The organism is Thalassospira sp. A40-3 (assembly GCF_015871485.1).
In the GTDB taxonomy this organism is placed as follows: domain Bacteria; phylum Pseudomonadota; class Alphaproteobacteria; order Rhodospirillales; family Thalassospiraceae; genus Thalassospira; species Thalassospira tepidiphila.
Genome location: NZ_CP065428.1, coordinates 3316196 through 3332678 on the forward strand (window position 1 = coordinate 3316196; position 16483 = coordinate 3332678).

At 47.5% G+C, this 16483-nt stretch carries 11 protein-coding genes and 2 tRNA genes; 4 read left to right on the forward strand and 9 right to left on the reverse strand.

From position 1 onward, the window contains the following. The first annotated feature begins 94 nt into the window (after window positions 1-94). The 4 genes from IT893_RS15230 to IT893_RS15245 are packed head-to-tail and all read left to right on the forward strand — an operon-like array spanning window position 95 to window position 4920. On the forward strand, window positions 95-1006 hold the full coding sequence (locus IT893_RS15230; RefSeq protein ID WP_197145745.1) for a hypothetical protein: 912 nt from the start codon (window positions 95-97) through the stop codon (window positions 1004-1006). Continuing rightward, window positions 1003-2871, forward strand: coding sequence for a hypothetical protein (locus IT893_RS15235; protein WP_197145747.1), 1869 nt, complete (start codon window positions 1003-1005; stop codon window positions 2869-2871). Before IT893_RS15230 ends, IT893_RS15235 begins: the two co-directional genes overlap by 4 nt. Beyond that, on the forward strand, window positions 2861-3790 hold the full coding sequence (locus tag IT893_RS15240; protein ID WP_197145749.1) for a hypothetical protein: 930 nt from the start codon (window positions 2861-2863) through the stop codon (window positions 3788-3790). The genes IT893_RS15235 and IT893_RS15240 overlap by 11 nt, the downstream gene beginning before the upstream one ends. Then, on the forward strand, window positions 3790-4920 hold the full coding sequence (locus IT893_RS15245) for an N-6 DNA methylase (RefSeq protein ID WP_197145751.1): 1131 nt from the start codon (window positions 3790-3792) through the stop codon (window positions 4918-4920). The genes IT893_RS15240 and IT893_RS15245 overlap by 1 nt, the downstream gene beginning before the upstream one ends. A 67-nt stretch (window positions 4921-4987) precedes the next feature. Here the strand turns inward: IT893_RS15245 and IT893_RS15250 are convergent. The 9 genes from IT893_RS15250 to rpoD all read right to left on the reverse strand — a co-directional run bounded on the left by IT893_RS15250 (window position 4988) and on the right by rpoD (window position 16418). Further along, window positions 4988-5065: transfer RNA gene (locus IT893_RS15250), tRNA-Ile, on the reverse strand. 156 nt (window positions 5066-5221) lie between these two features. Then, on the reverse strand, window positions 5222-5692 hold the full coding sequence (locus IT893_RS15255) for a hypothetical protein (RefSeq protein ID WP_197145753.1): 471 nt from the start codon (window positions 5690-5692) through the stop codon (window positions 5222-5224). Between the two features lie 595 nt (window positions 5693-6287). Continuing rightward, complete coding sequence (locus IT893_RS15260) at window positions 6288-7811, reverse strand: Fic family protein (RefSeq protein ID WP_197145755.1); 1524 nt, start codon at window positions 7809-7811, stop codon at window positions 6288-6290. Window positions 7812-8037: 226 nt separating this feature from the next. After that, complete coding sequence (locus IT893_RS15265) at window positions 8038-9600, reverse strand: TniQ family protein (RefSeq protein WP_197145757.1); 1563 nt, start codon at window positions 9598-9600, stop codon at window positions 8038-8040. Further along, window positions 9587-10567, reverse strand: a complete 981-nt coding sequence (locus IT893_RS15270; RefSeq protein WP_197145759.1) for a TniB family NTP-binding protein — start codon at window positions 10565-10567, stop codon at window positions 9587-9589. Before IT893_RS15270 ends, IT893_RS15265 begins: the two co-directional genes overlap by 14 nt. After that, the gene (locus tag IT893_RS15275) at window positions 10554-12647 is read right to left on the reverse strand and encodes a Mu transposase C-terminal domain-containing protein (protein WP_197145761.1); all 2094 of its coding nucleotides are present in this window, start codon (window positions 12645-12647) and stop codon (window positions 10554-10556) included. The genes IT893_RS15270 and IT893_RS15275 overlap by 14 nt, the downstream gene beginning before the upstream one ends. Then, window positions 12644-13282: a TnsA endonuclease N-terminal domain-containing protein gene (locus IT893_RS15280; protein ID WP_197145763.1), complete on the reverse strand. Its 639-nt coding sequence runs from the start codon at window positions 13280-13282 to the stop codon at window positions 12644-12646. The genes IT893_RS15275 and IT893_RS15280 overlap by 4 nt, the downstream gene beginning before the upstream one ends. Before the next feature lie 871 nt (window positions 13283-14153). After that, window positions 14154-14230 (reverse strand) — tRNA-Ile (locus tag IT893_RS15285). 106 nt (window positions 14231-14336) lie between these two features. Next, complete coding sequence (rpoD, locus tag IT893_RS15290) at window positions 14337-16418, reverse strand: RNA polymerase sigma factor RpoD (RefSeq protein WP_197145765.1); 2082 nt, start codon at window positions 16416-16418, stop codon at window positions 14337-14339. Window positions 16419-16483: the final 65 nt, after the last annotated feature.

Below are 16483 nucleotides of genomic sequence, written 5' to 3' on the forward strand. Positions count from 1 at the left end.
TTGAATTTGCGCAGCATAACAAATACCTTAATAAGGGATAATGGCAATCAACCGATCAATGGAAAGTTGCATCTAGCTTTCTAAAGGAGCTATCTTGTTTGACTTTGGTAACGAGAACTTTGCTATGGAGTGCTGCGAGAAATTAACAGCATTACAGGCTTGGCCGTTCAGCAAAATCAGTGTTGAGCCATGGCTGTCAAATTTTGAACGTGATGACCGTCCATTTGCAGCTCATATGGTTAGCCAGTTTCTCTACTTAAATGATCAAATCGTAGACGCTCAGTTTTTAGCTGCATTTCAGAACATTTCGAATTTAATGCGAACAGATTGGATAGGATTTACCCAAGCCCACCAATCATGGCACCGCTTCATGGACAATTGTCTAATTGTACCAGTTCAGGGTGAACAACCCAATCCTTCAGACAGCGGCTATATATTCGCCCGAAAAGCTCGTCAAATACTAGGGATAGATCCATGCCAACTTATTGAACTTGAAGACGCTATCCATTTATTGAGCCACGGAAGCGCGCGCCCAATAGTATTCGTCGACGATTTTGTTGGATCAGGTGAGCAATTCACCAAAACGCTAACAAGAACTTCGAAAAAGCCACACACATTCGGCAAAAGCATCTACAAGCTTTGCGCAGCCAATAACACTAATATCTATTACTGCAATGTTGCGGTGACAAAACTTGGTCATGACAGGATTTTGCGGGATTTCCCAAACGTGATTCTGTCCACAGGAAACCTCATCGGCAACGAATACAATTGGATATCAAGTGATAGCGGGATGTGGCCGAATGATAAGAGAAATCAAGGGATTGCAATTATAGAAAAGTACTCGAAGAAACTAGGCTATACGGACTCCAATGGTGACGAGAATGATTGGAAAGGCTTCCACGAACTTGGACTCGGCCTAGCATTTGAACACTCCACCCCTGACGCAAGCCTCCCGATTTTCTTCACAGAGAACGACAACTGGAAACCTTTGGTGACACGCAGATGACAAGCGAGCAACAAAGCCGACCAATACTTAATGAACCGTTTGGCATGTTTCGGGCGGAGTATCTTAATGCCGCTGTATATGATCTTTTTGCCATGCCGTCTTACTTCCCCGAACTCGAAACTCATCGTCCATGCATTCTACTGGGAGGACGCGGAACTGGAAAGACGACGGTATTGAAATGCCTTTCTTACGACGGGAAGGACCGTCTTGAGCAGAGACAACCCACCCCAAAACCTCCTTCTGAGTGGCCGTATTTCGGCTTCTACTACAAAGTCAACACCAACCGTGTGACCGCTTTTCGGGGACCAGAACTTACCGAGCGAAAATGGGCTCAGATATTCGCTCACTACGTAAATATGATGCTTTGTAACGAACTCTTGAAGTTCGCAAATTGGTACTTAGATCGTGACGAGAAAGCAACAACATTACCAAGTGAAATATGCCTCGACATTTCTTCGTCACTTTTCGTTGAACCGTCGAATACACAGCTAGAGCTTGCCACGAATACCCGAAACGGACTACGTCGCTTCGAAAACTTACTAAACAACCTTTCTTCAACCAAACTACCGGAACTATCCATACAAGGAAAACCTGTAGATGAGCTTAGTGAAGCATTATTAAATCTACCTCAGTTTCGCGGTAAATCCTTTTTCTTCGTAATTGATGAATACGAAAATCTTCTCGACTATCAACAAGAAATATTCAACACCCTCATAAAACATTGCGGTGATTTTTACACCTTCAAGGTTGGCGTAAAAGAACTCGGCTGGAGACGTCGAACAACACACAACTCGAGCGAGCAACTAATTAGCCCAGCAGACTATGAACGCATCGACATTTCCCAACGACTTGACACAGATACGTTCAAGGACTTTGCGGAGAGCGTCTGCTTGCTTAGAGCAAAAGAGGCTCCAGAACTGTCTAATATCACGAGCTTAGATCAACTTCTACCGGCCCTTTCTTCACAAGAGGAAGCAGAGCGGCTAGGGGTTTCAGTTATAGCGGAGAAAATTAGGGAAAAATACATTGCGGACTATGGGCTCGACGAAAACCTCACTCAGATTTCAGACCTTGAGCTGTATTTTGCTGAATTCTGGGCTGACAACAAACAAGAAACACTGAAATCAGTATTAAATTACAGAAAGTCCCACAAAAGGAAGTGGAAAGAAAGATACGAAAATTACAGATTCTCAATGCTATTCACTATTAAATCAAAGAAATCCGAAATAAGCAAGTACTACTGCGGATGGAACACATATGTATTACTATCCAATGGAAACATTAGGTATTTACTGGAACTAATAAATAGAGCAATATATTTTAATTTAAAGCACAGCACCAATACACTACCCATTAGCCATGAAATACAAACAACCGCCGCAATTAGCGTAGCGAAGAAAAACCTATCAGAACTTGAAGGTCTTTCTGTAAATGGCGCTCAACTTACGAAACTTCTCCTTGGACTTGGCAGGGTATTTGAAACATTTGCCTCAAACCCCAAGCATCACGCACCGGAGTATACGCAATTTCACTTTGCGGACAACGAAACAATTCCAGATGAAGTACTGAACCTACTGGATTCCGCAGTAATGCATCTAGCGCTAGTCCGAACAGCAAGCAACAAACGAATGGAGCTAGAAACAAAATCCTGGGACTATGCAATTCATCCTATATTTGCGCCGTTCTTCGAGTACAGCCACAGAAGGAAAAGAAAATTTCAAATAAACTCGACACAGTTTCTCGGATTAATTTCGGAGCCGAAAAAGTGGATTAAAGAAATAGTCTCCAAACACGGCGTGGAAGAAGCAGAGGACTACCCACAACAGATGCAACTTTTCGAAGCATTCTATAGCCATGACAGTTAATCGCCCTCTTTTCACTAAAGAATACGATGATGTGAATAGCTTCACTCCACCAAGAGAAAGCGCATACATCTATGGAGCGACAGACGAACCCCGCAGTGAATTCGCTACACTGCTACAGAGCCGTTCCGATGGCGTAAATTTTTACAAGATTGAAAACGAAAGCCAATATAGCTTTTCATGCAGGCAGACATCTGAAGAAGACTATTCTCTTAGATCTTATGATTCAATTCAGGATCTATTCCAAAAAATACATCATAAAACTGTGTTTATAGACATAACTGGCTTACTTCATTCAACGTGGGCAGCACTAATTAAATGTGCACTTGAATTACAAAAAAGCACGAGAGTAGTCTATCTTGAGCCAACCAGCTATCTGAGAACGCTAGAGCCTAAAATTGGGAACATATATGACTTAAGTGAGAAGATAGAGGGAATTTCGCCACTTCCGATGTTCTCTTCATTCCATGACTTTCCCGATGAAAACGCATGCTTCATTCCTCTGCTAGGATTTGAAGGAACTAGATTTTCTTATATGTTTGAAACAGTGCAACCGGAAGACAGAAAAATTTTCCCAGTTATTGGTGTTCCGGGCTTCAGACAAGAGTATCCCTTCAGTGCCTATCTCGGGAATGCAGCTCCCTTGCAGAGATCCGAGGCCTATACACGTGTAAAATTTGCCAAGTCCAACTGCCCTTTCAGCGCATATTACCGAATTGAAGAGTTATCCCGAAATTATCCTGATCACGTTATAAAACTTGGATTGATAGGCACAAAACCACATGCATTGGGGGCAATTCTGTTCGCGATCAAAAATCAAGATCGCTCGGAAATTATTTATGATCACGTAAAGAGAAAACTAGGCAGAACAGAAGGCTTAGATAAATGCCTTGTTTACGGTGTAAGTGAGTTCATGAACTGATGAGAGATGATTATTACACCCCACGCTTATTGGCTAACGACCTTGTCAAACTCTGCCAATTAGAACGTCCGCGCACTATCGCGGACTTTTCCGTAGGAGGTGGATCATTGATATCCGCAGCATATTTGGAATGGCCAGAAACCGAAATCTTTGGTGTAGACATTGATCCACATGCACTTAAGGAGACAAAAGAACTTGCTCCGAACCTCAAGGCTTACATGTGCGACTTCTTATCCGAGGAATGTCTACTCAAGACAAAAAACATACTTGGAAGAATTGATCTAGTATTACTCAACCCCCCATTCTCTTGCAAAAGTTCAGAGTTTGTAACAACAGTCTTTGAAGATGAGAAACTGAGATGTAGCAAAGCTATGGCATTCCTTCTAGGAAGCTGCAAATACCTTAGTGATTTAGGGGAAGTTTTAGCGATTGTACCACGCTCCTGCCTACTCAGTTCTAAAGACAGTAAAGCTCGCGAGGCGCTCACGCGACACCATATATTGGAGGACTTTGGTCCCTATGCACGGCCCCGCTTTAGAGAAGCATCGGTCACAATCCATTTGGTGAGAATCTCAAAACGGCAACATAGCTGCACAACGACTGAACCCCACCCAATTGGAAGACTAGTAGCCGCAACCAGAGACTATAATGTGATCATAATGAGAGGCACGCACCCTGTTTCTGCGTCCTCAGAATGCACTGAACGTCCAAGTCTGATACATACAACTAATCTTTGTGACGGAAAGATAACAAAGGGTAAACTTAATGCATCAAAGCAGAGTAGGCTAGTCTCAGGCCCAGTAGTTATGCTTCCAAGGGTAGCACGACCAACCAAAGACAAGGTGTGCTTCGGTTACTTTGATCAGCCTATCGTGCCATCGGATTGCGTAATCTGCGTGAAGACCCTGCCATCAGGATATGAGCAACATCTCCAAGATCAGCTCCTTCTGTATTGGGACGGCCTGAAGAATACGTACTCAGGCACCTGCGCCGCTTACCTGACTCTTGAAATGTTTAAGGAGTTTTTGCTCTCCATTGGGTTCAAAGCAGAAGTAGGGAGCGACTTAACGACATGGATGGCTTCAACCGAATCCAAGACTGATTGGGGCACTGAAGCGATCACAGGCTAACAGTAGAAACTTACTCAGCAATCAGCAACATTGGACCGTGGAGACACGCCCTCGTCTAGAAGAGGGTTGGTGGGCCCGGCGAGACTTGAACTCGCAACCAGACCGTTATGAGCGGTCGGCTCTAACCAAATTGAGCTACAGGCCCTGATTGAGCGAAGAAGCATGCCTCTATAGCTCAATGCGGTTGGTAAACTAGCGATGTTCCGGCCCGCGTCAAGTGCTATTGCGAATATGCGAAATCCTGCTTTCCAGAAGGCACAAACCCTGTCTTACTTTGCTGCAAAGACTGGCAGATGTAATGTCAACTAAAGTCCCGCCCAACCGTCTCAGCCAGATCAACAACCCGGGCATCCTGACCTTTTTGCAATGCCTCTAGCCCCGTCAACCCATCAAGTTCGCCATGATGTTGTGTCAACAACCGATAGACCGACCAAGAACCGCCCAAACGATCATGCAGCTTGTCAAGAATGACGTATGGTTTCCCGTCTTTGTTGAGTTGCCAGGTCGGAAAGCGATATCCTTTCACCGCACCATTGAGGCCTAACAGCTTCCCGCGACGCCGCCTACTGTTCATAGTTGCGACTGAAACTCCAAGTATTGCAGCAAATTCCTCAGAGGTTTTCATTTCCTCACCAGCAAGTATCTCGGCGGACAGTTTTCGTCCCCGTTTTTTCGCTGCATCAATAGCATCACGCAGCTTTGTCTGATCTGAAGAAGTTGACATCACCCTCACATCCTCGATCGTTGACCATGCATCAATACGGAACAGCATGCTCTCCTGATAGAACCCACTTTACCACAAAACCCTGCTTGCGTGCCGCACGAAGCTCCTATCTCTCTTCGCATGAAGAATGGCCTTCAAATGCTGGAAATGCTAATATCTCTTCACAGGGTTGAACTTCAACCATTCATACCTGGCTTGAGTTTCGTGCAAACCAATGAAGCCTGCGGCCAACGAAGCTCTATTGACCGAACGCTTAAAACCCAAAAGCATCTCTAACTATCAGATCCGATCCGGCTTGAACGTTTGAGCAGTGAGAACCCCAAAATGTATTCCTGTGAAATTTCAAAGCGAGATGGTGAATTCGCTCTCACATTACCAGATGATCTGGTTTCCAGGCTGAACCTTAAAGAGGGGCAAACCTTTTTTGCCTCAGTTCAGGATGCCGCACTCTTACTTCGTCGGGGTGACTCGCCTTGTTACTCGCTGGACGACCTTCTGGCCGCTACAAACCCTGAAGCACTTGCGCAAGCAAACGCACACAGTGAATGGCTAGAGGCGTCTCCCAGGGCCGGACGAGAAATCATCTAGTCAACCGAACCTGACTTTACTGCACTCGCTAGTTTGAATTGAGTCCGCGTCCGGCCTACGGCACGCGACGAACCTGTCGCGGACGCATCAGACGCAGATCATGTTCATTCGCCTTGTCCGGCTCCAGAAACGCATTACACACCTCAAGAATGCTGCGCGTTTCATCCCAATCCCGCCAAGACATTTCAGATGTCCAAACATGTGCAAAATCAAGCATACGGATCAGGGCCGTCGTATTTCCCATTTGAGACATGCTTCGCAGAGCAGCAAGATAGCGATCCCGGAACACTGCGGGGATAATGATCCTGGATTGATTGTCTGCCGATAACGCTCTGTTCATGGCAATACGCGCTACCCGCCCATTGCCATCATCAAAGGGATGCACCTCGCTGATCAGGAACATCGTAAAAACACCACTCCTGAATCCACCCTCAAGCTGATCAAGCATGGCAAATCCCTCTTTCAGGGTGCCAACCACCTTTTCGGGAGACACAAACACATAGCCCCCAGCCATATTGGCTCTGGCCTTAAATACACCAGGGTTCTTACCTGAGCGCCCCTGCATGACTCTGGTATGATCTGACCGCAACTGTCGAAGAAAGGTGTCAAAGTTCGCTGGTTGTGTTGAATTGCATGCCGTATCGGAAACCACTTGCCATGTCCCTATAAGGTCCTGAGCATCCTCTATGCGGCCCTCAGGAACCTTGCTTGCAAAGATGATGCCCCGCGCTTCCTCTACGTCGAACTTGATCCCCTCAATGAAATTGGAAAAGTAAGCCTCATAGAAAGCACTCAACTCATTGCTGGCTTGGTCGATGGGAGAGACTGAGCGATCTGCAGGGTTGAACTCGTGCAGAGCCGTGAACAGCTTTTCAAACAGGACTACGCGATCAGCATCAATCCGGGATTTGCCATTGTTTGTTCGCCCGGCAGCTTTCGGGACGGCATTGCTTCCAACGGTTAGGCTACATATAATCTGATCAAGCTTTTCAGCTTCCTTTATCATTCCCAACTGCTTACCAACCGCGCGCACCTGATCGCGCAGTCGGTTTAGTGCATCTTCTCCACGACGCTCCAGATAGCTCTCAAGATATGCTTCGATTTCGGCCGGGCTGTATGTTCGCGCTATACGACGTGAAGAAGCTCGGGAAGTCACCATGTTTTCGATCAGGGCACGTGCCGAGCTAGGGATATATATGCCGTTGCTGGCTCTGGTGTCGTCTGAGAGCGGTGCATGCCCCCGACGGGTATAAATTGTAAAACCAGGCAGAAAAGTATCGTAGCCGGCGGAGACCACGAGAAAGATGCTGCCATCATTGTCTGGCCCATTCTGAAGCGCTGTACGACCGTCAAGAATAGGTTCTGAATATAGCTTTGTGACAATTTCCCAAAGATGACAACGCACATAGTCTTCGAGTGGAGTATCTAGATCCTTGGTATATAGCCCGCGCGCCAGCCTTCTTACCCTGTTCGCTTTGGTGGCATTGGATATCATTTTCCGCGACGATGGGGACGTCGTGAAAATTTCAGTTAGCGTTTGCAAAGACTGCATTTCCAACAAACCCGCCAATAAGCTCAATCGAACTCAGCATCTTGTGGACAAACTCGCATATAAGACAGTATTCAATGGCCAAAACGACAAGATAGAGGCCATCACTATCGGTAGCGCTCTCCAGCTTATCGTTTTCTTACCAACTGCCTAATGATCGCCCAAAGCTAGACAAATCAAAATTTAACTCGTCTGATTTGGGCTGCTGTGGTGAATACTCAACAACAAACACAGCACCCCAGCTTCCATCACCGTTCTACATTTCCGACTCGGGAGGACCATACCACTTAACAAGTTGGGTCTCTCTGACTCTAAATACCGACAACCCGAAGTCGCCACGCGTTTCGCGCAGATATATTGTCAAAACACCTTCATCGATCGCCGTCAGCAATTTTCCATAACTTAACCCCTGCTTGTTAAATTTGAAAACTGCTTCCTTTAAACTGAGAAGTCCACGTTCCGTGTTAGTTTTAACGCACTTTTTCTTAAGCGCTTCCAACCATTCACTAACAATCCGTTTGTCGTAACAACAAACGTGCCAACCATCCTTTTCCGAACCATGGACACACGGTAAGACGTTGGCTTTTCGTAGAGACCTGACCGTCTGACGAGAAACGTTCAAACTTAAGGCCAGCTCTCTCGGCCTTACTAAGTGACGCTGTAACTCTGCATACTGCTCCAAGCTCTCACGGTTGACCCAAAGGGTCTTACCGTAGCCCGTTTGAACATATTTCCCTTGAATATGCCCCCAATTGTACAGGTGCTTAAGTTTGGCGCGCCCCATCCCGAGGAAAGCGCCAGCGCTTCTAGCCGGCACATATAACCTTCGCTCATCTCCTTCGAGCATTGAAGGAGACCCGCGCTTTGTTATCACCTTGTTACTGTCGGGCCCATTCACGTGCTGGACAAGAGCATCGAAGAAAAATTGCAAACTTTGTTGATTTTCCCTCACCCTTCGATAAAGGAAGCCAAATTCCTGTCTTGGACTAATTGCACTACTCTGATTTTCGTTCTCGCTTGGCAAGAACTTTAGAATATGTGGCATTCTTTTCGGCCATTTCGATAGCAAGACAGACACTTCATCTATGGCCTGAGCAAAGTCATCCCGTCGCAGTTCCTTTATCCCTTTTCCTTCGTCAATAGAAGTGCAGGTCACAACCTCGAGGAGCAAAGATAACGACTGCAATACAATAGAAATATCTCCATTCACCAACTCTTTTGGAAAGCCGTATCGCAAGAGGGAGTAGTTTGTGCCCATGAATTTGTTGGAAAGCAGCCTCATGAGACCAAACGTCTCTACTCCGCATTTTTGCTCCTCCAACTTCAACGGACATCCGGGAATACATGGCAACAAAGATCCACGATCTAATGTGGCCCTCTCACCACAAGACGGGCAGACCTCGGTTATGCAAGTTCCGTGAATTGGACAATGCGTGACACACTTCAAATCCCACAAGCGGGAGATATATCCGCTCTCTGCAGCACAATAGAAACACATGCGGCTCGCAGGCCAAGACAGATGATCACGCGAAATTATTTCCCCTGTTGGCAAAGAAACGTGGGAGTGATTGCCATAACGACTGGAATAGTGGAACAGGGGCGTCAGTTGCTCTTCCTGAACGTCGACCACTTCAGTTAACTTGCCTAGATTTGTCCGGACCTTGTTAACAGACCCATCTGCAAGCCCGAGCCCGACCAAGCTGCCAATCCATGACATTCGAGTATATAAATTCAATTCTGCAAGCCTGATCAGGTAACTGACAAGGCTTTCGTTTGCCACCGGACCGGTACCAAACAGCAACTTTTTAGAGACTGCCATTGTACCTCCCGCTGTCGTTGCCATCTCCTTTCACCTTTGTTGCACGACGATAAGAAGCTGCTGACAGAACCGCCACGGGTCGCATCATCCCCTTTTTTATAGAGACTTGGGATTCTGGTAATTCTTCAAGGGCTTGGGTGAGATGCTCATAAAGCAGGGTTTGCCTTCTCTCTAATATCGCGAGCTCAGCAGCAAGATGAACTACACGCATCATGTAACCCAAGACTCCGTTCGAAGAACTCACGAGCAACCTAATGGACTTGGCTTCCAGCAAAGCGGACCGGTCTGGCTTAGGCAAAGGTAGGCGCTGATTAATCGAATGGAAAAATAGATGAATCGCTTCACGCCCTTCTTCTGACTTCAGACTAAAGGGAGAAAGCTGGATTTTTCCTTTTCTTCTGGTTTCAAGCTGGGGGTTAACCACAAAAATGTTCTCCACCTCAGGCAGACCAGAAAACAGGATAGGTTTCTTTAGCACCTCAACCTGAGTCTTGATCCAATCTGCCGCGTCATATTGGCGCGAAGAACTGCCACGAACGGAGATATGCTGAAACTCATCAAACACAATCAGTTCGACCTGGGTTCGATCTGAATAATACTTGATCCTGTTCTCCATATCTTCACGCGTACCATGCGTAGGTCTAGGGTCGCCAATAGCACTAAGTATCCGCGATGCGAGATTTTTTACCGTGCAGTTCTCGGGGACCACGATAGAGAGGACCTTTTTGAATTCTCCCTTCTTATTATGGGTACGACAGTATTCCTTGATTATAGAGGTCTTTCCTGCACCAGTGTATCCAATCAAACTCATCACACCAGGTGAGTCGGAATAACGTCCGGCGAGATGAAAATTCGAAATGCGGGCCAAGGCATCTTGGAACCCATCATGAACAATCCTGACATCTCTGAACGCCGCAAGACTTCTGGCTTGTTCATCGTTGAGTACACCTCTCTTACGCATCACCATAGCCATCCCCCTTGTCGTGAGGTTTCGAGACATCACTTGCACTAGATGCACGCCAACCACGCAGGCTTAACTGCTCATCCATTTCCTCTGGCGAGTTGAATGGAATTAGGTAATCGTCTTCTTCTTGGGAGGATGACGTCTCATCTATTCCTATCGGATTAGATGATTGATGTGCCTCAAGGGCCCGCTGTTCTTCATTTTTGTATCGATAGGCGCGTTTTCTTTTGGATTTCCGGGCATCCGACACCAATTTCTGCGCTGCCTCAAACACAGAGAGTCTTCTGTCAAGAAGCTCCTCCTCCGACACCTTATCAGGGTTGACACCTTCTCCGGATATCGAATCACGAATGACCTTGTGTCGCCACATAGACAACTGCAAAGAGTACGTTTCATAGATACAGCTTGCCGGAATAAAGACCCTATTCTCCCTGTCTTCAACGTAAACTGTCGAAAGATCCTCGGGATCCACTTTCACTCGTACCTTCGGGTTTTTCAGCCCTAGAGAGCTGTTTCCGATTAAGTGACGTCGGAGTAGTTGAATAGCGTCAGATTGGTAAGGTAGCCCAGCAATCGTCACCCCGTGACGACCTAGTGTCCTAGTCTCTACCTTGAACAACAAGACATTGAGATCTTGTTGGTTTGAGATGAAATGAACAGGGTTTTTACGTGTACCCTCACTCCATTTCTCTGCAGGCGTACAATTCAATCGCTTATGAGGGCTATTCGAGTAGTCATCGACGATGAACTTTGTGAGAAGAAATTCAAACTCTTCAATTGTTAAGCATGCTTCTTGCTCTGACGGGTATATTCCTCGCTTGGCTGGATTTGAAAATGTTGTCCCCGGCAAGGTATGAATCAGTTTTGTATTCAGCGTCCCGAACCATCGCTCCACAGATCCCTTGTAATGAGGTTGATAAGCAGGATTGTACTCAACAGAAGTACCCACCTGCGCTGTGCTATCCAGCAAGTGCTGGGAGTGAAACTCCAAAGCATTGTCCAGCACCAGAGTGTCGATAAGCCCAAAACAAGACCAATCAGACAAAAAGTTTGCTTGTAGAGAAGTTCCTGAATGCAGCTTTAGCTGCTGAATGATCTGGTCTAGAAAGGCCTCTTTGGGAAGAATGGCATGCCTAAGACAGCGCATCACAGAGATGTAGCTTGGAGCATCAAAGCTCAAATAGAAGCCCACGACCATTCTTGAGTAAAGATCAAGCGCAACCGTCAGCCAAGGCCGCCCCAATATAGCTCCACTATTCACAACCAGTTGCAGGTCAACCAAGTGATGGTCAACTTGAACAATCTGTAGTGGGTATGCCGCTGTAACTCCAGCCCCTGTAGCATCAAATATCGCATTTGCCGCTCGCTTTCCATGCTGGGCCACTTTTACTTCGTAGGGGTCAAGTGCCCGAACGTATCTATAGATTTTACGAATATGCGGCACCGACAGCTTCGAAGCTGGTGATTTTTCCTTATTCTCCTTGAGAATTCGGTCACGAACAATTTGGTAAAGACGGTTAACTCGATGAGGAGTTGGAATGAGATAAAAATCTTCAATCACCTCATCGAGAATTTCCACAACCCTGTCATCAAGGGTTTTGATCCGACGTCCCTTTAGATAATCGGCAGGCAGCAAAGATCGAATATCTCGATCTCCATCACTCCATGCCCGGTACCATCTCTCAACGGTTCTCACACTCGGCTGTCGCGGGCCATTTTCATGGCTGAATAATCGCAAAACATCTTTCACTGTTGAACTTAGTGCATGACCAGCAATACCTTCATCGACTGCCTTTACATATTTGAGTCGCCGCCGAGCTTCTGCTTGGTGTTCAGCGCTAAAACTTTCGAAACTGCGTTTAATTGAGCTTTGACTGTGCCCGCCCTTTGAGCGCCCCATGCGTTCTATCTCGGCGTCACCGTTCACAATCATCGACGTAAACTCTGACACGCTGATCAAAAGGGGTTTGCCGGTCTCAATGTTCGCCAGGTTCAACTCGTTTGCAGCTGTATGACAGACAACCTTGAACTCAGAACCCTTCACCAGAACCTTGGTATTTATGGGGAGATAAATGTTTGTCATAGCCCAGCCCCCTGATCGAGAAGCCAAACCTGACTATCTTGCTTAATCGGCATTTCCAGATCGACACCCAGAAATCCCGCTGAAACGAGAGAGAGCGCTTGTCCTCTTGCTTCTCTGGACCTTAGCCTTAATGACAATTCACCTACTGTTAGAGAGGTTTCGCCGGAAAACATTGCTTTAAGGTCGTCATACGACAGCATGTCCCTCGGTCGTCGGCACGTAGCCATGAGTAGGATTACATTCGACCAACGAGGTTCGCGTCGAATTTCTTTTTCAGTCCACACTTCGAAGGAAAACCCAAGCTCATGCAGCGCACATTCAATATGCCCGAACCTCTCAACAGCTTCCGGGATTATCGCTTTTGCGTAAGGTTTGACCTCTATGACAGTCTCTGCAGCAGCCTTTGTCACTAAAAGGTCAGGATAGTAAGTCTTCTCAACACCGTTGAAGTCATAAGGCAATGCGAAGGGTTGCTCCGAGAACCCCACAACATCAGGAAGAACGTCAAGAACGCGCATGCAGTCGCGTTCGAGTTGAGATTCCCACTGAAGGTGTTTTGCATTCTTGTGACTATAGAAATGACCAACAACACGGCCTTTGCTGCGGGTTACAACACGCCTTGCAAGATCGTTCATCGTACTCTCCTAAAGCTAAATTTAGGCAAAGCGCGCCTGTGGCGTGCTTTCCACGCAATGCTTGCCTGTCCTGGGGAAACGTGCTAAAGGAGGAATCACCACAATTCTTCTCGCTTCAGCGACGTATCCAACCGCTTCAGACATTCTGGGGCGGTTTTTACGTTTTAGACCTCATGAGTTGTTTTCGTTGGACAGAATGTTTCCGACTGATCACTCAAAGGTCAAGGCCCGCCCTTATTGCCAAACACCTGAAATCTGCCCAACCGAAAATTTCAGATCCGGTTCAATGAGCATTCTTATGCGCGAATGGACATTTTCTTGGGGAGGCGCTGATACAATGCCTTTTGGCGTTTTGAAAAAGAACGCAATGAAAATCTGGGGTCTTTATTGTCGTTTTTAGGAGGCCGATACATTGCAGTCGATGTATCAACCTCCCATTCAAAATCCAGCATGTAACGCGACAAAAAACGAAAGTGTTCTCTCTGATACTTCAATCTTGAGGACAAAAAAATTTTGCATTTACCAATTAATTCGGCATCAAATTTTTCAAAAGTTAGGGAATAGGTAGGGACTCGATGGAGACACTTCACTTAAAATGCAGAACATTTTCCGTGAATGAACATTAGATCGGAGCAGAATATTCACTCACACGAAGGCAATGGAAGAGATCATTAATGATCGAAAATGCAAATAGGTCAGCGAAGAAACGCCGATATTTTGATTTTTGCAAAACTTACTTTTGAAGGAAGAGGTCTGACTGCGACCTAAGACAAACTGTTAATTGGCTGCAAATCTTCTTTGCGACAATTACTTTGTCAATTTCGACATCTTTTTTGTCAAAAACGACAACTTCTTTGTCACCCGACAAAAGTGGTAGGCCCGGAGGGACTTGAACCCCCAACCAGACCGTTATGAGCGGTCGGCTCTAACCAATTGAGCTACGGGCCCCCAAGACAAAAGTCCGGGTAAAGAAAAGACCGCACCGGTGGTCCGGTGCGGTCCCGAAAACTAGCGATTTTCCGGCCAAGGTCAAGCCCGAACGTCGCGTAATTTCTTAATAATCGAGGAACGAACGCAGTTTGCGCGAGCGCGACGGATGCTTGAGCTTGCGCAGCGCTTTTGCTTCGATCTGACGGATACGTTCGCGGGTCACGGAGAACTGCTGACCAACCTCTTCGAGGGTGTGGTCGGTGTTCATGCCAATCCCGAAACGCATACGCAAAACACGTTCTTCACGCGGGGTGAGCGATGCCAGAACGCGCGTGGTAGTTTCACGCAGGTTGGCCTGGATCGCAGCATCAAGCGGCTGAACGGCGTTCTTGTCTTCGATGAAATCGCCGAGATGGCTGTCTTCCTCGTCCCCGATCGGGGTTTCGAGAGAAATCGGCTCCTTGGCGATTTTCAAAACCTTGCGGACCTTCTCAAGCGGCATCTGCAGTTTTTCTGCCAGCTCTTCCGGGGTTGGTTCACGGCCGATTTCATGCAACATCTGGCGCGAGGTACGGACCAGCTTGTTGATGGTCTCTATCATGTGAACCGGAATACGGATGGTGCGCGCCTGATCAGCGATCGAACGTGTGATCGCCTGGCGGATCCACCAGGTCGCATAGGTCGAGAACTTGTACCCACGGCGGTATTCGAATTTATCCACCGCCTTCATCAGGCCAATATTGCCTTCCTGAATCAGGTCAAGGAACTGAAGACCACGGTTGGTGTATTTCTTGGCGATCGAGATCACGAGACGCAGGTTGGCCTCGATCATTTCCTTTTTCGCACGACCGGCTTCGCGTTCGCCCTTGTTGACCACGCCGTAAACGCGGCGGAATTCACCAACCGGCAAACCGACCTCGGCCGAAACACCGCCGATGCCTTCGCGCAGATTGGCGATTTCTTCGGAATAGCGTTCAACAAAGGTTTTCCAGCCCTTGCCCGGCAAGCCGCCAACACGTTCCATCCAGTTCGGGTCAAGTTCATGACCCTGATACTGTTTGATGAAATCGGGGCGTTTGATCTTGCAACGATCCGCAAAGCGCAGAAGCTTGCCTTCAAGGCCGAGCAGACGGTTGTTCAAACCGGTCAGGTGATCAAGAAGTTCCTCAATGCGGAAGTTGTTCAGGTGAACATCTTCCATCAGGTCAACCATCTCGTTCTTGAGCTTGTTATAGCGCTTTTCAGTTGCGGCCGGAACGGCCTCGCCCTTGTTCATTGCCACCAGACGCTGTTCCTGCGCCTTGTGCAATTTCTCATAGGTCTTGGCGATCAGTTCGAACTTCTCGAGAACCTGCTCGGTCAGTTCCTCTTCCATTTTGGAAAGCGAAACGTTGACCTGCTCGTTCTCGTCATCGTCGTCATCATCGTCGCCGTCGCCAGTAGCCTCACCCTCTTCATCCTCGGACTTTTCAGACTCGTCGTCCTCTTCGTCCTCGTCTTCTTCGGCCTCATCGGTGAGGCCGGCCGGGGTTTCGGTCTCGGCTTCTTCGTCATCGTCGTCATTGGCCGACTCGAAGCTTTCGACATCTGCCTCTGCATCGACGTCGGTATCTTCTTCGTCTTCACCTTCGGCCGCGGCGATTTCCGCTTCCGGGCCACCGCCATAGGTGGTTTCAAGGTCAATGACGTCACGGAGCAAAAGTTCGCCAGCCTGAAGCTGGTCATGCCAGTTCACAATCGCACGAATGGTCAGCGGGCTCTCACAAATCCCGCCAATCATCATGTCGCGACCGGCTTCGATACGTTTGGCAATGGCGATTTCGCCTTCGCGCGACAGCAGTTCGACACTGCCCATTTCGCGCAGATACATGCGCACCGGATCATCGGTCCGGCCAACATCATCTTCGGAGATGTTGCCACGCGGATCAGCATCGGAATCGTCGTTGTCGTCATTGTCGTCGGCTTCATCGCCATCGATGACATTGATGCCCATCTCGTTGAGATTGCTCATCACGTCTTCGATCTGCTCCGAGGAGAAATGCTCGGATGGCAGGGCCGCGTTCAACTCATCGACCGAGATGTGGCCTTTCTCCTTGCCCTTGGCAATGAGCTTTTTTATGGCCGACTTATATGTATCGAGAAGAGGTCCGTCTGCGTTTTCAGAAGAGTTCTTTTTCTCTTCAGCGTTCGAAGTCTTAGACGACATCTATTCCCCGTTTCCCGCTGGGTACGTTCGTACCGTTGTTGTCCCAAGCGCCGTGTCTTTCAGCG